General features: G+C 60.4%; 20 protein-coding genes. 19 read left to right on the top strand and 1 reads right to left on the bottom strand.

What is annotated here, in order from left to right:
- The first annotated feature begins 22 nt into the window (after positions 1-22).
- From mraY to ACR3E0_RS14620, 4 genes are all read left to right on the top strand, one after another.
- The gene (gene mraY / locus ACR3E0_RS14635) at positions 23-1,105 is read left to right on the top strand and encodes a phospho-N-acetylmuramoyl-pentapeptide-transferase (protein ID WP_480479543.1); all 1,083 of its coding nucleotides are present in this window, start codon (positions 23-25) and stop codon (positions 1,103-1,105) included.
- Complete coding sequence (locus tag ACR3E0_RS14630) at positions 1,102-1,647, top strand: AAA family ATPase (RefSeq protein ID WP_480479542.1); 546 nt, start codon at positions 1,102-1,104, stop codon at positions 1,645-1,647. The genes mraY and ACR3E0_RS14630 overlap by 4 nt, the downstream gene beginning before the upstream one ends.
- Complete coding sequence (gene murD, locus ACR3E0_RS14625) at positions 1,644-3,041, top strand: UDP-N-acetylmuramoyl-L-alanine--D-glutamate ligase (RefSeq protein WP_480479541.1); 1,398 nt, start codon at positions 1,644-1,646, stop codon at positions 3,039-3,041. Before ACR3E0_RS14630 ends, murD begins: the two co-directional genes overlap by 4 nt.
- Before the next feature lie 108 nt (positions 3,042-3,149).
- Positions 3,150-3,524: a glycine zipper family protein gene (locus ACR3E0_RS14620; RefSeq protein ID WP_480479540.1), complete on the top strand. Its 375-nt coding sequence runs from the start codon at positions 3,150-3,152 to the stop codon at positions 3,522-3,524.
- Here the strand turns inward: ACR3E0_RS14620 and ACR3E0_RS14615 are convergent.
- Entirely contained in the window at positions 3,506-4,699 is a 1,194-nt protein-coding gene (locus ACR3E0_RS14615) for a BaiN/RdsA family NAD(P)/FAD-dependent oxidoreductase (protein WP_480479539.1), read from the bottom strand. The two genes, ACR3E0_RS14620 and ACR3E0_RS14615, sit on opposite strands and share 19 nt — an antisense overlap.
- 191 nt (positions 4,700-4,890) lie before the next feature.
- Between ACR3E0_RS14615 and ACR3E0_RS14610 the strand changes: the two genes are divergently transcribed.
- The 15 genes from ACR3E0_RS14610 (at position 4,891) to recN (ending at position 21,208) form a co-directional block, all read left to right on the top strand.
- Positions 4,891-5,577, top strand: a complete 687-nt coding sequence (locus ACR3E0_RS14610) for a hypothetical protein (protein WP_480479538.1) — start codon at positions 4,891-4,893, stop codon at positions 5,575-5,577.
- 136 nt (positions 5,578-5,713) lie between these two features.
- Complete coding sequence (gene ftsW, locus ACR3E0_RS14605; protein ID WP_480479537.1) at positions 5,714-6,877, top strand: putative lipid II flippase FtsW; 1,164 nt, start codon at positions 5,714-5,716, stop codon at positions 6,875-6,877.
- Positions 6,877-7,974: a UDP-N-acetylglucosamine--N-acetylmuramyl-(pentapeptide) pyrophosphoryl-undecaprenol N-acetylglucosamine transferase gene (locus tag ACR3E0_RS14600; RefSeq protein ID WP_480479536.1), complete on the top strand. Its 1,098-nt coding sequence runs from the start codon at positions 6,877-6,879 to the stop codon at positions 7,972-7,974. Before ftsW ends, ACR3E0_RS14600 begins: the two co-directional genes overlap by 1 nt.
- On the top strand, positions 7,971-9,380 hold the full coding sequence (gene murC, locus ACR3E0_RS14595) for a UDP-N-acetylmuramate--L-alanine ligase (protein ID WP_480479535.1): 1,410 nt from the start codon (positions 7,971-7,973) through the stop codon (positions 9,378-9,380). The genes ACR3E0_RS14600 and murC overlap by 4 nt, the downstream gene beginning before the upstream one ends.
- 76 nt (positions 9,381-9,456) lie before the next feature.
- Positions 9,457-9,705, top strand: coding sequence for a DUF2484 family protein (locus ACR3E0_RS14590; protein ID WP_480479534.1), 249 nt, complete (start codon positions 9,457-9,459; stop codon positions 9,703-9,705).
- Positions 9,702-9,950, top strand: coding sequence for a DUF2484 family protein (locus ACR3E0_RS14585; RefSeq protein ID WP_480479533.1), 249 nt, complete (start codon positions 9,702-9,704; stop codon positions 9,948-9,950). Before ACR3E0_RS14590 ends, ACR3E0_RS14585 begins: the two co-directional genes overlap by 4 nt.
- A gap of 789 nt (positions 9,951-10,739) precedes the next feature.
- Complete coding sequence (gene murB, locus ACR3E0_RS14580) at positions 10,740-11,669, top strand: UDP-N-acetylmuramate dehydrogenase (protein WP_480481053.1); 930 nt, start codon at positions 10,740-10,742, stop codon at positions 11,667-11,669.
- A 111-nt stretch (positions 11,670-11,780) separates the two neighbouring features.
- On the top strand, positions 11,781-12,698 hold the full coding sequence (locus ACR3E0_RS14575) for a D-alanine--D-alanine ligase (protein ID WP_480479532.1): 918 nt from the start codon (positions 11,781-11,783) through the stop codon (positions 12,696-12,698).
- Positions 12,686-13,693 carry a cell division protein FtsQ/DivIB gene (locus ACR3E0_RS14570; protein ID WP_480479531.1) on the top strand — a complete coding sequence of 336 codons (1,008 nt, stop codon included), beginning with the start codon at positions 12,686-12,688 and terminating at the stop codon, positions 13,691-13,693. Before ACR3E0_RS14575 ends, ACR3E0_RS14570 begins: the two co-directional genes overlap by 13 nt.
- Positions 13,694-13,701: 8 nt before the next feature.
- Entirely contained in the window at positions 13,702-15,036 is a 1,335-nt protein-coding gene (gene ftsA, locus ACR3E0_RS14565) for a cell division protein FtsA (RefSeq protein WP_170433634.1), read from the top strand.
- Positions 15,023-15,442 carry a hypothetical protein gene (locus ACR3E0_RS14560; protein ID WP_480479530.1) on the top strand — a complete coding sequence of 140 codons (420 nt, stop codon included), beginning with the start codon at positions 15,023-15,025 and terminating at the stop codon, positions 15,440-15,442. The genes ftsA and ACR3E0_RS14560 overlap by 14 nt, the downstream gene beginning before the upstream one ends.
- Before the next feature lie 347 nt (positions 15,443-15,789).
- Positions 15,790-17,397, top strand: a complete 1,608-nt coding sequence (ftsZ, locus tag ACR3E0_RS14555; protein WP_480479529.1) for a cell division protein FtsZ — start codon at positions 15,790-15,792, stop codon at positions 17,395-17,397.
- Positions 17,398-17,610: 213 nt separating this feature from the next.
- A complete protein-coding gene (gene lpxC, locus ACR3E0_RS14550; RefSeq protein WP_480479528.1) occupies positions 17,611-18,531 on the top strand; it encodes a UDP-3-O-acyl-N-acetylglucosamine deacetylase in 921 nt (306 codons plus the stop codon).
- A 127-nt stretch (positions 18,532-18,658) separates the two neighbouring features.
- Complete coding sequence (locus ACR3E0_RS14545) at positions 18,659-19,522, top strand: outer membrane protein assembly factor BamD (protein WP_480479527.1); 864 nt, start codon at positions 18,659-18,661, stop codon at positions 19,520-19,522.
- Between the two features lie 36 nt (positions 19,523-19,558).
- On the top strand, positions 19,559-21,208 hold the full coding sequence (recN, locus tag ACR3E0_RS14540; protein WP_480479526.1) for a DNA repair protein RecN: 1,650 nt from the start codon (positions 19,559-19,561) through the stop codon (positions 21,206-21,208).
- Positions 21,209-21,216: the final 8 nt, after the last annotated feature.

Here is a 21,216-nt window from a genome sequence, read left to right as displayed (position 1 = left end):
TCAGCGTGAGAAAGGTACTGTAATGCTTTATTGGTTAACCGCGCTGTCGGACGGAGGGGACTTTTTCAACCTCTTCCGCTACATCACGTTCCGCGCGGGCGGTGCCTTTCTGACCGCGCTGGTCTTTGGGTTCCTGTTCGGCAAACCCCTGATCAACGTGTTGCGTCGCAAACAAGGCAAAGGCCAGCCGATCCGCGATGACGGGCCCGAAGGGCATTTTTCCAAAGCCGGTACGCCGACCATGGGTGGTTTGCTGATCGTGGGCGCGCTGGTCACATCCAGCCTGATCTGGGCGCGCTGGGACAACCCCTATGTCTGGATGGTGCTGTTTGTGACACTGGCCTACGCGGCCATCGGGTTTGCCGATGACTACGCCAAGGTTTCAAAGCAGAATACCAAGGGCGTGTCGGGCAAAATGCGCATGGCCCTGGGGATCATTATTGCCGTTTTGGCCGCATACTGGGCCACTCTGCATCACCCCGACGATTTGCAAAACCAACTGGCTGTGCCCGTGTTCAAGGATACGCTGATCAATCTGGGCATCTTCTACATCCCCTTTGCAATGATCGTCATCGTGGGCGCGGCCAATGCCGTCAACCTGACCGATGGGCTCGACGGGCTGGCCATCATGCCCGCGATGATCGCAGGATCCACGCTGGGCGTGATCGCGTATGCCGTTGGCCGGGTGGACTTTACCGAGTATCTGGATGTGCATTACGTGCCGGGTACAGGTGAAATCTTTGTCTTCACCGCGGCGCTTTTTGGCGCCGGGCTCGGGTTCCTTTGGTACAACGCCCCGCCGGCGGCGGTGTTCATGGGCGACACAGGATCGCTGGCTCTGGGCGGTGCATTGGGCGCGATTGCCGTGGCCACCAAGCACGAGCTGGTGCTGGCCGTTGTCGGCGGCCTGTTCGTGGTTGAAGCACTGAGCGTCATCATTCAGGTCCTCTATTTCAAACGTACCGGAAAAAGGGTCTTTCTGATGGCCCCGATCCACCACCACTACGAAAAGAAAGGCTGGGCCGAGCCAACCATCGTCATCCGTTTCTGGATCATATCGCTGATCCTCGCCATGATCGGTCTGGCCACCCTGAAGGTTCGGTGAAAGCGCGTCGGGTCGTTCTGTCGGGGTGTTCGGGGGGCGGCAAGTCCACCTTGTTGGATGAGATGTCGCGGCGTGGCTATGCGACCGTATCGGAACCCGGACGCCGGGTGATTGAGCAGACGCGCCACGGCAACGGGGACGCGGTGCCGTGGGAAAATCCGCGAACCTTTTGTCTGCGTGTGATCGAAACCGCGGCAGCAGACTTCAGCGGGGCAAACGGTAATCTGGTGATATTCGACCGGTCCGCTCTGGACGCATTGATCTGGTTCGACCGGACTGCCGAAGCGCTGAGCGACACGACCCGACAGATGATCCTCGACCTCGGATATGATCAACAGGTGTATCTTTTTCCGCCCTGGCCTGAGATTTTCACACGGGATGAGGATCGGAGGCACGGGTTTGGCGAGGCTCTTGCGGAATACCAGGCATTGTGCGACCGCTTACCTCACTATGGGTATCATACGGTGATTGTCCCTAAAGCGGCTGTTGATGTCAGGGCAGATTGGCTGGAAGAGCAACTTAGAAAAGGGTGGGCGGCATGATCGCTGTCAAAGGGTTTTCGGGGCAGAAGGTTGCCGTTCTGGGTCTGGGCCGGTCTGGGCTGGCCGCGGCGCGCGCCTTGCGTGCGGGGGGCGCCGAGCCGGTTTGCTGGGATGACAACCCTGCTGCTCGTGCGGTTGCTGAAGATGAGGGTTTCGCCTGCACCGATCTGCGCAAACACGGCGCGTTTGATGAGATCGCCACGCTGATCGTGTCTCCGGGCATCCCTCATCTTTACCCCGCCCCAAATCCCGTCGTGGCCGTCGCGCTGGACGCCGGTGTGCCAGTGGACAACGATATCGGGCTGTTCTTTCGGTCGTTTTCCGGACCGGAATGGAACCATTTCGACACGACCCCGCAGGTGATCGCGGTGACAGGCTCGAACGGCAAGTCGACCACCGCCGCATTGATCCATCACATCCTGACCGAAGCGGGACGCGAGGCTCAGCTGGCCGGCAATATCGGGCGCGGGGTGCTGGATATCGACCCGGCGCAGAACGGGTCTGTCGTTGTGCTGGAGCTCAGCAGCTATCAGACCGAACTGGCCCGCGCGCTGACGCCGGATGTGGCGGTGTTCACCAACCTCTCGCCGGATCATCTGGACCGTCACGGCGGTATGGGCGGGTATTTTGCCGCCAAACGGCGGCTGTTCGTCGAAGGCGGACCGGATCGGGCGGTCATTGGTGTCGACGAAACCGAAGGCAGATTTCTGGCCAACGAACTGGCCCAAGGGCCCAACGACGACCGGGTTATCCGCGTTTCCGTTGATCGCAAGCTGACTGGCGCGGGCTGGCAGGTCTTTTCGCGCAAGGGGTTTCTGTCGGAGTACCGCAAGGGGCGCCAGACCGGATCGATTGACCTGCGCGGCATCAAGGGGCTGCCCGGCACCCACAACCATCAGAACGCTTGTGCCGCCTATGCCGCCTGCCGCTCACTGGGTCTTGCACCGCGCGTTGTCGAGGACGCTCTGCGCAGCTATCCGGGTTTGCCTCACCGCAGCCAGATCATCGCCGAGGCCGGGGGTGTGACCTATGTCAACGATTCCAAGGCCACCAATGTGGACAGTGCGATGAAGGCACTCAGCGCTTTCAAGAACATCCTATGGATTTGCGGTGGGCTCGAGAAAGAGGGCGGCATCGCAGCCCTGAACGGGGCCGCGACCGAGGTGCGCCGGGCGTATGTCATCGGGCGAGAGGCGGCGGGGTTTGCCATGCAATTGGATATGGACGCGCAGGTCTGTACGACGATGGCAGCAGCCGTTGAGCAGGCCATGTCGGACGCGCAGCCCGGTGAAACAGTTTTGCTGGCGCCGGCAGCGGCCAGTTTTGACCAATATGACAATTTCGAACAGCGCGGTGAAGACTTTGCGACGCAGGTCCGACAGCGGCTGTCATAGACCTCAGGTTGCAATTGATCGCCGGTTCAGAGAAGCTGTGGCCCTATCGTCTTGACGCGCCACAGGAATTGGCTCTGCCTTCCTTTGATTAGATACGAGGTTACGACTATGCCTGCACGTAAGTTTCTTCTTGTCCTTCCCGCACTCGCTCTGGCCGGGGCCTGCACGAATGTCGGGGCAAATTATCAGCCCATCATTGATGGCCCGGTCGGGCCGAACTATCAGTCCGATCTGGCGAATTGTCAGGCATTGGCAAGGTCTCAGCCGACATTGGACAGCAACACTGCGGGTGCGGCCGCGATTGGCGCGGCGGGGGCCGCGGCCACCACCGCCATCATCGACAACAGTGGCAGCGATCTGGGTCGCGCGGCCGCAGCCGGTGCGCTGATCGGCGCCGGTGCCAGTGCGATCAGCAACACCCAGAATCAGGAAGTCATCGTGCGCAACTGTATGCGCGGACGCGGCTACAACGTCGTCGGCTGACGGGCCGCGATTGCCTTTCCTGCGGCGTGGCCCGAGGACCACGCCCATTGAAAGTTGTACCCGCCCAACCATCCGGTGACATCCACCGCTTCGCCAATCACGTAGAGGCCGGGGACATTCTTGGCCTCCATCGTCTTGGATGACAGCCCGTCGGTATCGATCCCGCCCAGCGTCACTTCGGCGGTCCGGTATCCTTCGGTTCCCGATGGCAGCAACTGCCAGTCCGTAAGGGCTGTGACCAGTTCGCGCAGATTTGCGTCGGATTGGTCACCCAGAGTGCCCTCCATTTGGACTTCTTGGCCCAGATGCTCGACCAGTCGTGCGGGTAGGTGCCGTGTCAGCTCGGTTTTCAACGCCTTGCGGCCTCTGGCTTGCCGCTGTTCGCGCAGCAAGTCGAACAACGAAACATCCGGAATCAGATTGACCCGGATCGCCTCACCCTCGCGCCAGTAGGACGACAATTGCAGTACCGCAGGACCGCTGAGCCCGCGATGGGTGAACAGCATGGCTTCATCAAAGCTTGTCTGGTCATTCGCCAGACGTACGGGCAGGGACACGCCTGACAAGTCCTTGAATTGGCCATTTGAGAAGGTGAACGGTACCAGCGCCGCGCGTGTGTCTGTAACTCTCAATCCGAATTGCTGTGCAATGTCGTACGCAAGTCCAGTCGCACCCATCTTTGGGATCGACTTGCCGCCGGTGGCCAGCACGAGGTTGGTACAGTTCAGGATCAGGCGCTGACCCTCGCGTTCCACCTCCAGCGTAAAACCGTGGTCGGTCTTGCGCGCCGCCTTCACTGAGGACTGAAGCCATAACTCAGCTCCTGCAAGGTCCATTTCGGCCAGCAACAAAGCAATGATCTGCTTGGATGATCCGTCACAGAACAACTGCCCGAGCGTCTTTTCATGCCAAGGGATATCATGGCGGTTCACCAGATCGATAAAGTCCCACTGGGTGTAGCGCGACAGGGCCGATTTGCAGAAATGGGGGTTCTGCGACAGGAAGTTCTCGGGCGCTGCGTATAGGTTGGTGAAATTGCAGCGTCCCCCGCCGGAAATGCGGATCTTTTCGCCGGGTGCCTTGGCGTGATCGATCACCAATGCGCGCCCGCCGCAATGAACAGCGCACATCATGCCAGCCGCGCCGGCGCCAAGGATGATCGTGTCATAGGTCATGAACGGGGGGATGGCGAGGATTGAGTGCGAAGGCAAGGGGTGGTTTCAATACTGGGGACTCGAAATGACTGCAAATCCAATCCCAGCAAACGCTTGGGTTGAACTCCTCGGATGCTCATGGAAACACTGTCGCCAACAGGAGTGCTTGATCTTGTGCTCTGAGCGTCAACACCTGAAAAAGAGCTGCGTAAATGAATTGCTATAGAATAGTTGGCAATTTCGGGCCGACCTACAGCACAGTTGGGTGGATGGCCGAAAAAGACGGGCCGTATATCCACAGGCGAAACGAAAACTGGGACAAGTGGGCCCCGATGGAGGACTTGCAGTACGAAACCGGTGGGAACACTTGGCGAGCTGCGGGGCCTTTGACAGATGAGACTGTCGAACGGTTAAAAGACTTCTGGATCGGTACCGGGCGCGAGGAGCCGCTGAGGGACAGCCACGTGATCGGCGCACCGGACACGCAGCCCTGGATTGACACGGTTGTCGACCAATCTTTTGTCGATGCGACGTCAGCTTTCGATGATCGCTTGTTCAGCTTTGTGCAGCACGAAAAGGTCTGGGATAGAGGGCGGGATTGCCCGCCTTGGGATGGTGCATTCTACATTGCGACGCTTTTACCGCTTCGCCCCTCCTTTGATTTGCAACGTTCTGACTTGGTGCCCAGCACTGGCGTAGCAGAACGTTACAAGGGCAGCTACGGTTCTTCCGGCGCAAGGCGCGCCGTAAAGCTTAGCGCTACATTGGAAACGCCAATTTGGCGTGATGCTTATACGCGTGAAGTCATGTGTACACAGGAAGCACGCGCTGCGTTGGAGGCTATTGGCATAAAGGAATGGTCTTTCTGGCCCCTCAACACAGTCGATGACCGGCACTAAAAGCCTATTGATCAGAATTGCGGGGCAATTTGCCAAACGGACCGTCATCCTACTAGCCCAAACGCCAAAATCGCTGTAGAGTCTCAGTCAGACCCCGGTAACGGGGCGTTTACGAGGCAGATAGTGGCGGTATCTCATGACTGAGATGGTGTATGGCGCTGTTCAGGACCAGCGCGGCGAACCGATTCTACCAAAGTGGTGGCGGACAATTGATCGCTGGACGATGTCCTGCGTGCTGATCCTGTTTGTTATCGGACTGTTGCTGGGGCTGGCCTCGTCGCCGCCCCTGGCCGGGCGCAACGGGTTTGATCCGTTCCACTATGTGGAGAGGCAGGCCTTGTTCGGCGGGCTGGCGCTGGTCGCCATGTTGCTGACGTCGATGATGTCGCCGACTCTGGTGCGGCGCCTGGCGGTGCTGGGATTTGTCGCGGCCTTCGTGGCGCTGGCCTTCCTGCCTGTCTTCGGCACGGATTTCGGAAAAGGGGCCGTGCGTTGGTATTCGCTGGGATTTGCGGCGCTGCAACCGTCGGAATTCCTGAAGCCAGGCTTCGTCGTGGTGGCTGCGTGGCTTTTGGCCGCGTCACAAGAGATCAACGGCCCGCCGGGACGGATGTGGTCCTTTGCTTTGTGCATGGCAATATTTGGCATGCTGGTGATGCAGCCGGACTTTGGGCAGGCCTGCCTGATCCTGTTCGGCTGGGGCGTGATGTATTTCGTTGCCGGTGCCCCCATGCTGCTGCTGGTTGGAATGGCCGGGGTCGTCGTGCTGGGCGGAATGTTTGCCTATTCCAACTCGGAGCATTTTGCCCGTCGGATCGACGGGTTCCTGACACAAGAGGTCGACCCGACCACCCAGCTTGGCTACGCCACAAACGCCATTCGAGAAGGTGGATTGTTTGGCGTCGGCGTGGGTGAGGGGCAGGTGAAATGGTCTCTGCCCGATGCGCATACTGATTTCATCATTGCGGTCGCGGCCGAGGAATATGGCCTGATCCTGGTGCTGATCATCATCGCGCTCTATTCGATTATCGTGGTGCGCTCGCTGCTGCGCCTGATGCGCGAACGCGATATGTTCATCCGACTGGCGGGTACCGGTCTGGCCTGCATGTTCGGCGTGCAGGCGATGATCAATATGGGTGTGGCCGTGCGCCTTCTGCCCGCCAAGGGCATGACGCTGCCCTTTGTCAGCTATGGGGGATCATCGCTGATTGCGGGCGGTATCGCGGTCGGCATGTTGCTGGCCTTTACCCGGACCCGCCCGCAGGGCGAACTCGGCGATATTCTGCGCGGAAGAGGATGATGGGCAAACCGTACCTTCTGATTGCGGCGGGCGGCACCGGCGGCCACATGTTCCCGGCCCAGGCGCTGGCCGAGGCGATGCTGCACAAAGGCTGGCGGGTCCGCCTGTCGACCGATACGCGCGGCGCGCGATACACCGGCGGCTTTCCACACTCGACCGAGATCAGCGAGGCCTCTTCAGCGACCTTCGCGCGCGGCGGTTTGGTCGCCAAGGCACTTGTCGGACCAAAAATCGCTGGCGGTGTCACCAGTATGGCGCTCCAGATGATGCGGGACAGGCCGGATGTCGTGGTCGGCTTCGGTGGTTACCCGTCAATTCCGGCGCTGGGTGCGGCCACCATGTTGAAGATTCCGCGCATGATCCACGAACAGAATGGTGTTCTGGGTCGTGTGAACCAGCTCTTTGCAACCCGCGTCGGACAGGTCGCCTGCGGTGTCTGGCCCACGGATCTGCCCGAAGGCGCAAACGGCATTCACACCGGCAACCCGGTGCGCGCCGCCGTTCTGGAACGGGCTGCGGCTCCTTACATCCCGCCGGGGGAATACCCGATGTCTGTCCTGGTGATGGGCGGATCACAGGGCGCGCGCGTTCTCAGTGACGTGGTGCCCAGTGCCATCGCCGCTCTGCCGGACTTCCTCCGTTCCTATATCCGCGTGTCCCACCAGGCCCGCGACGAAGATGGCGAACGGGTCACTGCGTTTTACGCGGACCATGGTATCCTTGCTGAGGTCCAACCGTTCTTTCAGGACGTCCCCCGCCGCATGTCCGAGGCGCAACTGGTCATTTCGCGTTCGGGCGCGTCCAGCGTTGCCGATATTTCGGTCATCGGCCGTCCTTCAATCCTGATCCCATTCGCCGCTGCTGCCGGCGATCACCAGACAGCCAACGCACGTGGTCTGGTGCAGGCGGGCGGGGCAATCATGATCCCCGAAAACGCCCTTGACGTTTCGTCGCTGACCGAGCAGATGACCACGGTTCTGACTAACCCCGAAGCCGCACAGAAAATGGCCCATGCCGCCTTGTCGGTCGGGGCACCCGATGCCACCGAGCGTCTGGTCGCCCTTGTCGAACAACTGGCGCAAAAGGAGACCACATGAATCCAGCAACCAAACTGCCGCAGGATGTCGGGCCGATCCACTTTGTCGGGATTGGAGGCATCGGGATGTCTGGCATCGCCGAGGTGCTGCTGAACCTTGGCTACCAGGTGCAGGGCTCGGATTTGAAGGTGTCGAAAATCACCGATCGTCTGGCCAGCCTGGGGGCCGAGATATTCGAAGGCCAACGCGCCGAAAACCTCAAAAACGCCGCCGTGGTCGTTGTGTCGACCGCAATCAAGCCGGGAAACCCCGAACTGGACGAGGCGCGCGCGCAGGGCCTGCCCGTTGTCCGGCGCGCCGACATGCTGGCCGAACTGATGCGCCTGCGGTCGAACATCGCCATCGCCGGAACCCACGGCAAGACCACCACGACCACCATGATGGCTGAACTCATGGTCGCAGGTGACTTCGACCCGATCGTGATCAATGGTGGGATCATCCATGCCTATGGCTCAAACGCGCGCATGGGGCAGGGTGAGTGGATGGTGGTCGAGGCCGACGAGTCGGATGGCTCTTTCAACCGTCTGCCCGCGACCATTGCCATTGTCACCAACATCGACCCGGAGCATATGGAGCATTGGGGCGATTTTGATACGCTCCGCGACGGCTTTTACGAGTTTGTCTCGAACCTGCCCTTCTACGGTCTTGCCGTTTGCTGCACGGACCATGCCGAAGTTCAGACACTGGTGGGTCGTATTACTGACCGCCGCGTGCGCACCTACGGTTTCAACGCACAGGCCGATGTGCGGGCCGAGAACCTGACCTACAAGGACGGCGTCGCCCATTTCGACATTCACCTGCAATACGAAGATACGGTGATCGAGGGCTGCACTCTGCCGATGCCGGGGGATCACAACGTCTCGAATGCCCTGTCGGCGGTGGCGGTTGCCCGGCATCTGGGCATGAAAGCCTCGGAAATCCGCGAGGCGTTGGCCAATTTCGGCGGCGTCAACCGCCGGTTCACCAAGGTCGGAGAGGTGGAAGGCGTCACCATCATTGACGATTACGGCCACCACCCGGTTGAAATCGCAGCCGTTCTCAAGGCCGCCCGTCAGGCAACCGAAGGCCGCGTGATCGCCGTGCACCAGCCGCACCGCTACTCGCGCCTGTCCAACCTGTTCGACGAATTCTGTACTTGTTTTAACGATGCCGATGTTGTGGCCATAGCCGAGGTTTTCGCCGCCGGGGAAGACCCGATTGCAGGCGCCAGCCGCGACGATCTGGTCGACGGCCTGATCCGCCACGGCCACCGCCATGCGCGGGCCTTGCTGAACGAAGAAGACCTTGAACGGCTTGTGCGCGAACAGGCGGGACCGGGGGACATGGTTGTCTGCCTCGGTGCCGGTACGATCAGCGCCTGGGCCAATGGCTTGCCTGAGAGATTGCAAAGAAAACAAGCAGTTTGACGATCATCCTTGATTGCGACACAACCATAAGGTGTGATAACGTCTCACTGGATACCGCGAGCCCGTGGAGGGGCGAATGGACTATTCAATGATCTTTGCCGGGCTTTGGGTGATTTGCGCCACGATTGTGGCGCTGTTGCCGATGCGGCTGCAGTTTCCGCCCGGTTTCGCCTTGTTGATTTGTGCGCCGTTTCTGATCGTTTGGCTGGGCTATGACCACGGCTGGTTCTGGTCGGTTCTCGCTTTTGCCGGCTTCGTGTCGATGTTCCGCAATCCCATCCGCTACTACTGGCGCAAATGGTTCGGGCGTGAGGTGGTGGAATGAGCTGGTCGCTTGCTCTGGCCGCCCTGTGGGGCCTTGCCGCCAACCTTCTGGCCATGATCCCCAGCAAGGACAACCACTGGACGCGCGCCTATGTCCTGATTGCCGTGGGCATTCCGATCTTGGGTTATGTCACTTATGAGAACGGGCCTTGGATCGGGCTGCTGGTTCTGGCTGCAGGCATGTCGATGCTGCGCTGGCCGGTGATCTATCTAGGGCGGTGGGTGCGCCGGAACGTCGGAGACTGAATTTGATCCACTATTTGTTCTACTCGTTAGCTCTTTTTCTGCCATCACTTTTGATTTGGTGGACCTCGCATACTCTAGCACTCAAGGGCAAATTTAGAGGCCCGTTGTACCTCCTGATACTGTTGGTGTTGAGTTTTGTGTTGTGGACGCTCACACCTCTCGAGGCGGTGGCAACTGACAAACTCGGAAACAACGTCCAATGGTTTTCATTTTTCTTTTTTATGTGTGTGATCTTGCAGTTCGTTCCAGGCCTCAGCCTTGGTATCATGACCGGAGGCTGCCACCGAATTCTGCGTGTATTTCTGCGTCCGGACGCGAACGAGCGTACGGCTGTCTGATCGGATCAACAGCGGTGCCGCTAGTGCTTAGCTTTGAAAAAGAGATATTTGGCTCTGTCGGCCAATTCAACGCATGGGGATTTCATTGCAGTACATAGGATATGCACTCAGCGTTGGTTTGGCGATGGCGATCCCCGTTTTCTTGTCAGGTTTGGCGTCCCACAACCTTGTGAAGCGAGGGCGATTCCGCTGCCCTCTATACTTGTTGGCGTTTCTTGTTCTGTCCGTCGCATATGGTTGGTTGGCTTCGGAAGAGATTGGATGGCTCAAGCCTATGCATTGGCGTGCGCAGGACATGTATTCTCTCTTCGCAGTTTTTTCCGCAATTCCTCTAGGTATTGGGCTTATTGTGGGTCTCGGCACAGGCTATCGACGTTACCGCCTGTTCAAGCGCACCGAGAGCACCATGCAAGAAGATGACAAGCACGCAAAATCGAACTACGAAGGCTCGATGTCTATTAAGCTCGCCGCCCCACGCGGCAAACTCACCGAACAGAAACTCCTGAATGACCTGACATGGCTCCGCGTGGGTGGACCGGCCGACTACCTGTTCCAACCTGCGGACATTGAAGACCTGCAGAGTTTCCTGCGCGAGCTTCCAGCGAGTGTCCCGGTTTTCCCGATGGGCGTTGGTTCAAACCTGATTGTTCGGGATGGGGGTCTGCGTGCGGTGGTGATCCGGCTCGGGCGTGGATTCAACGGCATCTCAATAGAGGACAATACCGTCACCGCAGGCGCGGCGGCTCTGGATGCGCATGTGGCGCGTAAAGCAGCGGACGCAGGTGTGGATCTGACTTTTCTGCGCACCATTCCCGGTTCAATCGGCGGCGCGGTGCGCATGAATGCGGGCTGCTATGGCAGCTATACGGCGGATGTGCTGCAAAGGGCGACCATTGTCACGCGACAGGGCGACGTTTTGGACCTGACGCCGCAAGACCTCAACTTCCGCTACCGGCAGTCCGACCTGCCCGAGGGCGCCGTGCTGGTTTCGGCCACGTTCGAAGGTGCCACAGGCGATCCGGCCGAGCTCCACGCCCGCATGGAGATGCAGCTTCAAAAACGGGACGAAACCCAACCCACCAAGGACCGCAGCGCCGGGTCGACCTTCCGCAATCCGGCGGGGTTTTCCTCGACGGGCCGTGCGGACGATGTGCATGATCTCAAGGCGTGGAAGGTGATCGATGACGCTGGCATGCGCGGGGCCACCAAAGGTGGCGCGCAGATGAGCGAGAAGCACTCGAATTTCCTCATTAACACAGGTAACGCCACTGCCGCAGACCTCGAAGGTCTGGGCGAAGAGGTGCGAAAAAAGGTTTACGAAACAAGCGGCATCACGCTAGAGTGGGAAATCATGCGGGTCGGTGATCCGCTGACAGAATAAAGCCCTAACCGTCAGACCAAAAACAGGCAATTTCAGGCGGCGGATCAAAGGCATAACGCAGTACGGACCACCACATAAGGTCCGGGGACATTGAGGCGCACGAACGTGGGTATGTCGAGCAGGACAAACCCCAAAGTGGCGGTATTGATGGGTGGACCCTCGGCAGAGCGCGAGGTGTCTCTCAGCAGCGGGCGCGAATGCGCAACCGCCCTCAGGGGAGAAGGCTTTGAAGTGGTCGAGCTGGACGCTGGTCCCGACCTTTATGCGCGCCTGACGGACATCAAGCCGGATGTGGTTTTCAACGCCCTGCATGGCCGCTGGGGCGAAGACGGCTGTGTGCAGGGCATACTGGAATGGATGTGCATTCCCTATACCCATTCCGGCGTGCTGGCCTCGGCGCTGGCGATGGACAAACAACGCAGCAAAGAGATTTACCAGACCGAGGGCCTGCCGATTGTGCCCAGCGTGATCGTGCCCAAGGTTGAGGTGATCGAGGTTCACGTGATGGAGCCGCCCTATGTGGCCAAGCCCAACAACGAAGGCTCCAGCGTCGGCATATACATCGTGCATGAAAACGCCAACGGCCCGCCGCAACTGTCCGACGACATGCCCGAACATGTCATGGTCGAGAAATACGTGGCAGGTCGCGAGCTGACGGTGACGGTTATGGGTGACCGTGCCCTGACCGTGACCGAGATTATGACAAATGGCGGCTGGTACGATTACGACGCCAAGTACAAGCCCGGCGGGTCGTGGCATGTGCTGCCCGCGGATATCCCGGCCGATATCTTTGACCGCTGCATGGAGTATGCCGTGCGGGCCCACAACGCGCTCGGGTGCCGGGGTGTCAGCAGAACGGACTATCGCTGGGATGACCGCATGGGTGCGGACGGCCTGTTCCTGTTGGAGACCAACACGCAGCCTGGCATGACGCCGACCTCGCTGGTGCCGGAACAGGCTGCGCATATCGGAATGACCTTCGGCCAGCTTTGCGCCTGGATGGTGGAGGACGCGTCATGCGACCGTTGAAAGCCACCCGCGCCCCGGTGATCCACCGGACCAAAGCATTGTCAGGGCCCGACGCGGAATTCGACGCAGGTCAGTCCGACGCGCACGAGGTGGAGCCAGTACTACGCTTGAGCGGGGCAAAAGTCTTCCGGCGAACCGCGCGGCGTTCGGATCCCGCTCCGTCGCGGCTGAGCTACCGGTTCCAGCGCTGGATGCTAACGCCGGGCATTCGCCTCGGGGTCAGGCTTGGCTTGCCGATCTGTGCCATTGCCGGGGCGATTGGGATATATTTCGCGTCCGACGACCGACGCGAAGCGGTAAGCGCCTATATCGCAGATATCCGCACGTCGATTCAGGAACGACCGGAGTTCATGGTCAATCTGATGGCGATTGATGGCGCGGGCACGGGTTTGGCGGATGACATTCGCGAAGTTGTCCCTATCGATTTTCCGATCAGTTCATGGGATCTGGATGTCGAGCAGATGCGCGACACGATCACCGGTCTGGACCCGGTGAAATCCGCAACGGTGCGCATCCGTCCCGGCGGCATCCTTCAGGTCGACGTTGTTGAACGGCAGCCCGTCATCCTCTGGCGCACTCGCAACGGGGTCGAGTTGCTGGATGAAACCGGTGTTCACATAGATCATGCGACCTCGCGCAAGGATCACAAAGGCCTTCCGCTGATTGCGGGCGCAGGGGCTGACCAACATGTGCCCCAAGCGCTTGAGCTTTTCCAGACCTCCCGCAGCCTTGGCGAACGGGTGCGCGGTCTGGTGCGCGTGGGTGAGCGGCGCTGGGATCTGGTGCTGGATCGCGGTCAGCGGATCATGCTGCCGACCGAGCGACCGGTACGCGCGCTGGAACGCGTCCTCGCGGTGAACGAGGTTCAGGACCTTCTGGAACGCGACGTTGCAGTGGTCGACATGCGCCTCGGGCAGCGGCCGACCATCAGAATGACCAAAGCCGCCAGCGAAGACTGGTGGAACACAAAAACAGATGTGAGTAGCGGGCAGTAACGACCATGATGACCGATCTTTATCAGTCCCAGCGCGCCATGCGGCAAATGCGCAGACAAGCCATGCAGCGGGGCGTTGTCGCCATTCTGGATGTCGGCAGTTCCAAGATCGCCTGCCTTGTGCTGCGGTTCGATGGGACGGGCCGGCTGAGTGACGACAACACCATCGGATCCATGGCTGGCCAGACCGGGTTCCGTGTCATCGGCGCGGCCACCACCCGCTCGCGCGGGGTGCAGTTCGGCGAAGTCACCGCCATGCAGGAAACCGAACGGGCCATCCGGACCGCGCTGCAAGCGGCACAGAAAATGGCGGATATCCGTGTCGATCATGTGATTGCCTCGTTCTCGGGTGCGAATCCGCGCTCTTACGGGTTGGATGCGCAGGTGGATCTGGACGGCCAGCTTGTGACGGAGGCCGAGGTGGGGCGTGTTCTGAATGCCTGTGACGTGCCCGATTATGGCGTGGGGCGCGAAGTGCTGCATGCCCAGCCGGTGAATTTCGCGCTCGACAACCGCTCGGGCCTGATTGACCCACGTGGGCAGCTGGGTCAGTCGCTTGCGGTGGACATGCACATGCTGACGGTTGATGCGGTCGCCATTCAGAACATTGTGCGCTGCATCAAGCGCTGCGATCTGGAACTCGCTGGTATCGCGAACTCGGCTTATGTTTCCGGCATCTCGGCCTTGGTTGAGGACGAACAGGAACTGGGTGCTGCCTGTATCGACATGGGCGGCGGAACGACCAGCGTATCCATCTTCATGAAAAAGCACATGATTTATGCCGATTGCGTGCGCATGGGTGGGGATCACGTGACGGCGGACATCTCGATGGGCTTGGGCGTCCCGGCGGCGGTGGCCGAGCGGATCAAGACTTTTAACGGCGGGGTCCACGCCACCGGTGCCGATGATCGCGACCTGATTGATATCGGCGGCGACACGGGCGACTGGGAGCATGACCGCCGCACCGTCAGCCGCGCTGAACTGATTGGCATCATGCGCCCCCGTGTCGAGGAAATCCTCGAAGAGGTCCGCGTCCGGTTGGATGCGGCCGGGTTCGAGCACATGCCCAGTCAGCAGATCGTTCTGACCGGCGGCGGTAGCCAGATCATGGGGCTGGACGGGCTGGCGACGCGCATCCTTGGTCAGCGGGTTCGACTGGGCCGCCCCTTGCGAGTCCACGGCTTGCCGCAATCGGCCACCGGACCGGGCTTTTCCTCGGTTGTGGGCCTCAGCCTGTTTGCGGCGCATCCGCAGGACGAATGGTGGGATTTTGAAATCCCGATCGACACCCATGCGGCCCGCCCATTCAAACGCGCTGTTCGGTGGTTCCGTGACAATTGGTGAAACGCTGCGCCTGGCCGCTCTCGGCGCCGCGCTTGCACCGGGCTTGGCGTCAGCTCAGACTGTCATCACGCCCGAGGCCTTCCTGGACGCCGTTGTTGGTAAAACGCTGAAATTCTACGAAATACGCAGCGGTGATCTTGTCGGCACCGAGCAGTTCCTGACCCGTGCGACATCGGTCTGGCGAGAAGAAGGCAGGGGCTGTGTTTACGGTCAGATCACCACTCCAAACGGTCAGATCTGCTTTCTCTATGACAATGATGTGGATGGCATTCCGGTTTGCTGGTGGCCGTTTCTTCACAAAGACCGGTTCATGGTGCGCCTCGCGTCTCTTTCTGACGGCGAAATTCAGGAGGTCCGCAGCATTATAGAGGCAGGTGTGGACTGTCCAAGTACCCCGATTAGCTGAAGAAACGGGTTGCAGCGCCCAGAATTATCCCTAAAGATATCCACAAGGCCCGTCAGAGGCCCCGCGGCAGGACTTTGAGCAGTTTTCCGCAACCGTAAAGGCAGATAAGGGCGCAACGCAGGGATAACATTCCGGCGGCAGTGTCATTTGGCTTGTGGCCATGCGGCGGGAATCCGCAACATCTGGCGGAGCCTGCGAAATACTGCCGTTTGCTGCCTTGTTTCCTCCATATTTTGTGGATTCTCGCAATTTTTGACGTGACCTTTGCGCGTTCGAACGGTAGAATCATACGCGGATAGGTAAGAAAAACACCGCTTTGGCGGACAATAAAAACAGGCGGACAGAGCATGACATTGAATCTTTCGATGCCCGGGCACGAAGAACTGAAGCCTCGGATTACAGTATTTGGCGTTGGTGGTGCAGGTGGCAACGCTGTCAACAACATGATTGAAAAACAGCTCGACGGAGTCGATTTCGTTGTGGCGAACACGGACGCGCAGGCTCTGCAGCAAAGCCACTCGTCCTCGCGGGTGCAGCTGGGCGTGAAAGTCACCGAAGGTCTGGGGGCAGGGGCGCGTCCGACCGTGGGTGCCGCGGCTGCCGAAGAAAGCATCGAACAGATCGTTGACCATCTGGCGGGCGCACATATGTGTTTCATCACTGCCGGAATGGGCGGCGGGACCGGAACCGGGGCCGCACCGATCATCGCGCAGGCCGCACGTGAACTGGGTGTTCTGACCGTTGGTGTCGTGACCAAACCCTTCCAGTTCGAAGGGGGCAAGCGGATGCGTCAGGCCGAAGACGGCGTTGATTCCCTGCAGCAGGTTGTCGATACGCTGATCATCATTCCCAACCAGAACCTGTTCCGCCTCGCCAATGAAAAGACCACCTTCACCGAGGCGTTTTCGATGGCCGATGACGTCCTCTATCAGGGCGTCAAAGGTGTAACCGACCTGATGGTCCGTCCGGGCCTGATCAACCTCGACTTTGCTGATGTTCGTGCCGTGATGGACGAGATGGGCAAGGCGATGATGGGCACAGGCGAGGCCACCGGCGAAGACCGGGCGATTCAGGCGGCGGAAAAAGCCATCGCCAACCCGCTGCTGGACGAAATCAGCCTCAAGGGCGCCAAGGGCGTTCTGATCAATATCACCGGATCGCATGATCTGACCCTGTTCGAACTGGACGAAGCCGCCAACCGCATCCGCGAAGAGGTGGACCCCGAGGCGAACATCATCGTTGGCTCGACTCTCGACACGGCGATGGAAGGCGGCATGCGGGTTTCGGTCGTGGCCACCGGTATTGACGCGACCGAGGCGCATGCGGATGTCCCGGTTGCGCGCCGATCGATGTCTGCGCCGCTGACCCGGACCGTGTCAGCCGAAGAACCGATGCAAGAGGAAACTCCGGCTGCCGCCGAAATCGCGGAGCCCGTAGCGCAGGCCGAAGAGAACCGCGAGCCGTCGCTGTTCGAAGCGGCAGAGGAACCCGCACCAACGCATTTCCAGCCACGGGAAGAGCGCGAAGACGACGGGTTGCCTCCACCGGCATACCAGCCGCAGGTCGCGGAGTTCGAGCCACAGCCGGACCCTGTCGACATGGCCCCGGAAGAGTTTGCACCGCGTGGGCACACCGCTGGCACCCCCTCACCCGAAGCGATGCAGCGCCTGCAGGCCGCCGTTCAAAAAGTCCCCTCGGCGCAGCAGCGCCTGACCGCATCGCGGCCTCAGGAACCGGCTGCGCAGCCGCAGTCCGAACCCGAAGAGCGCCCCCGCTTTGGCTTCAACAGGCTGATCGACCGGATGACCGGGCACGCGGCGGACACACCGGCTCAACCGGCGCGCCAGCAGCCCGCCATGCGCCAGGCTGACGCTACGGCACCGGCCCATGACGAGGCGGACCCGGAGCAGGAGCGCATCGAAATTCCCGCCTTCCTGCGCCGCCAGGCCAACTGATCGCGGTAACAAATTCACCACACAGAGCCGCCGTTTGGCGGCTCTTTTTTGTTGTATTTCATTGCTTTGTGACGCGGTGAGCAGGGTTTTGCCGATCTGTCACATGCATGTTTCATTCAGTTACAAAGAGTGAGTTGAGCCTTGACGACGGCTTGCTTAGTTGAATGGCCAACGCGGCCCGCTCAGGCCGTACACCACTCACTGAGGTCGAATTTGCAACATACGCTCAAATCTCCGGTCACGTTTACAGGCATCGGGCTGCACAGCGGCAAGCCTGCAATCATGGTCCTGAAACCGGCTGCCGCCGGTCACGGGATCTGGTTCAAACGGACGGATATCGAGCTTGGCAATGCCCTCGTCCCAGCGATCTACGATGTCGTTGAACGCACGCCGCTCTGCACCCGTCTGGTGAACGATGCAGGTGTTTCGGTGTCGACGGTTGAACACATCATGGCCGCTCTGGCCGGATGTGGCATTCACAATGCGCTGATCGAGATCGACGGGCCCGAGGTTCCGATCATGGACGGGTCCTCCATCGATTTCGTGCGCGGGATCATGGCCAAGGGCGTGCGGCGTCAGGCCAGCCCGGTTCTGGCTTATGAAGTGCTCAAACCGGTCACCGCCTCGCGCGAAGGGGCCAGTGCGTCGATTGCACCGGCGGATGGGTTGATCATCGATTTTCACATCGATTTCGAAGACGCAGCAATCGGCAACCAGACCAAAACGCTGGATATGCGCAATGGCTCCTTTGCACGGGAATTGAGCGATTGCCGCACTTTCTGCCGCCGCACCGATGTCGAGGCGATGCGCGAAAACGGCCTTGCCCTGGGTGGAACGCTGGAAAACGCAGTGGTTGTACAGGGGCGGGACGTTCTGACTCCGGGCGGGTTTCGCCGTACGGATGAGGCCGTTCGGCACAAGATGCTGGACGCTCTGGGCGATCTCTATCTGGCAGGCGGTCCGATTCTGGGCCATTTTACCGGTGACAAGTCCGGCCACTCGATGACCAACACGCTGCTGCGCAAGCTGTTCGAGACGCCCGGTGCGGTGCGCCCGATTCTGTGCACGCCGGAACAGGCCGCGCGGCTGCCGGGGCAGGGCCTCATCGTGGCCGAGATTCCCGAAGTCGCCTGAACCCATCAACTCTGCCGACAATTGCGCCAGAGCGCGGATAAGGCGTTTTGCACCGGAAATATCTGTGCTAGACCAAGGCTCAATTCGGGGCGAACCCCATTAAGATAAGACGACAAGGATGGGCGGTATGGTTGGCAGCAAAGCGGCAGTCAGGTTCGCGGGCGCGATTCTTCTGACAGCAGTTTTGACCGCATGCGGTAATGGTGGCGGGCTGTTCGGCAATAGGGGCGCGGACCGCGATCAGAACCTCGAAGGTTTCACGCCGGAACAGATTTATACCCGTGGTGAGTACGAACTGTCGCAGAATCGCTCGGATGACGCGGCATGGTACTTCTCCGAGGTCGAGCGTCTGTATCCTTACTCCGACTGGGCGAAACGCGCGCTGATCATGCAGGCGTTTTCGTTCCATTCCGATCAGAATTACGAAGAAAGCCGCGCCGCCGCGCAGCGCTATATCGATTTCTATCCCACCGACGAAGATGCGGCCTATGCGCAGTACCTTCTGGCGCTCAGCTATTACGACCAGATCGACGAAGTTGGCCGCGATCAGGGCCTCACGTTTCAGGCTTTGCAATCGCTGCGTACCGTGATCGAGGTTTATCCCGATAGTGAATACGCAACGTCTGCCGTTCTGAAATTCGATCTGGCCTTCGACCATCTGGCCGGTAAGGAAATGGAGATCGGGCGCTACTATCTGCGGCAGGACCACTATATCGCTGCCATCAACCGGTTCCGGGTGGTGGTGGAGGATTTCCAGACCACGTCGCACACGGCCGAGGCGCTCTACAGGCTGGTCGAGGCTTACCTTTCGCTGGGTCTGTTTGATGAGGCACAATCGGCTGGCGCAATCCTGGGATACAACTACCAGTCTTCGGAATGGTATGACGACGCCTACAGGCTGCTGACATCGCGCGGGCTCGACCTCAAGGGCCGGGGCAACAACTGGCTCAACACGATCTATCGCCAGACGATCAAGGGTGAGTGGTTGTAACTGCGATGGTGACAGGCTTGGGACGCTAAAGACCCGATGCTGCGCGCCCTTGATATCCGCGACATGCTGATCATTGACCGGCTGGAACTGACCTTTCAGCCGGGCCTGAACGCGCTGACCGGTGAAACCGGCGCGGGCAAGTCGATTCTGCTGGATTCCCTGGGTTTCGTTCTGGGCTGGCGCGGGCGTGCCGAACTGGTCCGTCAGGGAGCTGCCCAGGGCGAGGTCGTCGCCGAGTTCGAACTCTCCACGGATCACCCGGCGCAGGCGGTGCTGGCCGAGGCTGGCCTGCCCGGCGGTGCGGAACTGATCCTGCGGCGCGTCAATACCGCTGAAGGGCGCAAAACAGCTTGGGTCAATGACCGGCGTTGTTCGGGTGAGGTGCTGCGGGCGCTGTCAGAAACCCTGGTTGAATTGCACGGGCAGCATGATGATCGCGGCCTGCTGAACCCGCGCGGGCACAGGGCCATGCTGGATGCCTATGCGGAACTGGGCGACCACGCTGCTGCTGTGCGCGCCACATGGGCCGAGATGTCCCGCGCCCGTAAATCCCTCGCCGAGACCGAAGCTGCGGTGGCCGCTGTGCGCAGCGAAGAAGAGTATCTGCGCCACTCGGTTTCCGAACTGGATCAACTGGATCCACAGCCCGGAGAGGATGCGGAACTCGACGCCCGCCGCCGCATGATGCAGGGGGCCGAGCGCATCCGCGATGATGTGGCCCGGGCGTTTGAACTGCTGGGCGGCGAGGGTGCCGAAGGTGCCATGGCCGACGCCACGCGATGGCTCGAAGGGGTTTCGGATACAGCCGGCGGGCAGTTGGAGGACCCTATCGCAGCGCTTGGCCGGGCCATGATCGAACTGGGCGAAGCGCAGGATGGGGTCAATGCCTGCCTTCAGGCGCTGGACTTCAATCCGGCTGAACTGGAAGCCGCCGAAGAACGGCTTTTTGCAATCCGTGCGCTGGCCCGAAAACACGATGTCGCGCCGGATTATCTGGGCGCATTTGCCGATACCTTGCGAGACCGCCTGACCCGGCTTGAGGCCGGGGATGCAGAACTTGCTGAAAGGCGCAAGGCCGTTGAGGCGGCGCAGGCTGCTTACGACCAGGCCGCGAACGCTCTGAGCATGGCGCGTAAGGCGGCGGCCGGAAAGCTGGACGCGGCTGTCATGGCCGAACTGGTCCCGTTGAAGATGGAGCGTGCGGTGTTTCAGACCGAAATCATTGCCGCTGATGCCGGACCGGATGGTATCGACGCCGTTGCCTTTACCGTGGCCACAAATCCGGGCGCACCGTCGGGTCCGCTGAACAAGATTGCCTCGGGTGGCGAACTCAGCCGCTTTCTACTGGCGCTCAAGGTGTGCCTGTCCGGTGATGACAGCGTCCGCACGATGATCTTCGACGAGATCGACCGCGGCGTTGGCGGTGCAACTGCGGATGCGGTTGGGCGGCGCCTATCGGCGCTCGCGCAGGGGGGGCAGGTCCTGGTGGTCACCCACTCGCCGCAGGTCGCCGCGCGCGCCGCGCATCACTGGCGTGTGCAAAAACACGTGACCGACGGGCAGACCCTGTCCACCGTGGTCCCTCTGGCCGACCCGGACCGGGTGGACGAGATCGCGCGCATGGTTGCGGGCGACACGGTCACGGACGAGGCCCGCGCGGCAGCGCGTGCATTGCTGCAAGCCTGAAACATATC

Source organism: Ruegeria sp. AJ12, assembly GCF_056536245.1.
The sequence above is the reverse complement of the archived record's forward strand: the minus strand, read 5'-3'. Positions and strand labels throughout refer to the sequence as shown.

Coding starts and splice junctions, on each gene's coding strand:
- ACR3E0_RS14585 (WP_480479533.1), top strand. CDS start 9,702: ATGAGCTGGTCGCTTGCTCTGGCCGCCCTGTGGGGCCTTGCCGCCAAC.
- ACR3E0_RS14545 (WP_480479527.1), top strand. CDS start 18,659: ATGGTTGGCAGCAAAGCGGCAGTCAGGTTCGCGGGCGCGATTCTTCTG.
- ACR3E0_RS14570 (WP_480479531.1), top strand. CDS start 12,686: ATGCGACCGTTGAAAGCCACCCGCGCCCCGGTGATCCACCGGACCAAA.
- ftsA (WP_170433634.1), top strand. CDS start 13,702: ATGACCGATCTTTATCAGTCCCAGCGCGCCATGCGGCAAATGCGCAGA.
- ftsW (WP_480479537.1), top strand. CDS start 5,714: ATGACTGAGATGGTGTATGGCGCTGTTCAGGACCAGCGCGGCGAACCG.
- mraY (WP_480479543.1), top strand. CDS start 23: ATGCTTTATTGGTTAACCGCGCTGTCGGACGGAGGGGACTTTTTCAAC.
- ACR3E0_RS14620 (WP_480479540.1), top strand. CDS start 3,150: ATGCCTGCACGTAAGTTTCTTCTTGTCCTTCCCGCACTCGCTCTGGCC.
- murB (WP_480481053.1), top strand. CDS start 10,740: ATGTCTATTAAGCTCGCCGCCCCACGCGGCAAACTCACCGAACAGAAA.
- ACR3E0_RS14590 (WP_480479534.1), top strand. CDS start 9,457: ATGGACTATTCAATGATCTTTGCCGGGCTTTGGGTGATTTGCGCCACG.
- ftsZ (WP_480479529.1), top strand. CDS start 15,790: ATGACATTGAATCTTTCGATGCCCGGGCACGAAGAACTGAAGCCTCGG.
- ACR3E0_RS14610 (WP_480479538.1), top strand. CDS start 4,891: ATGAATTGCTATAGAATAGTTGGCAATTTCGGGCCGACCTACAGCACA.
- ACR3E0_RS14615 (WP_480479539.1), bottom strand. CDS start 4,699: ATGACCTATGACACGATCATCCTTGGCGCCGGCGCGGCTGGCATGATG.
- murC (WP_480479535.1), top strand. CDS start 7,971: ATGAATCCAGCAACCAAACTGCCGCAGGATGTCGGGCCGATCCACTTT.
- ACR3E0_RS14575 (WP_480479532.1), top strand. CDS start 11,781: ATGTCGAGCAGGACAAACCCCAAAGTGGCGGTATTGATGGGTGGACCC.
- ACR3E0_RS14600 (WP_480479536.1), top strand. CDS start 6,877: ATGGGCAAACCGTACCTTCTGATTGCGGCGGGCGGCACCGGCGGCCAC.
- murD (WP_480479541.1), top strand. CDS start 1,644: ATGATCGCTGTCAAAGGGTTTTCGGGGCAGAAGGTTGCCGTTCTGGGT.
- recN (WP_480479526.1), top strand. CDS start 19,559: ATGCTGCGCGCCCTTGATATCCGCGACATGCTGATCATTGACCGGCTG.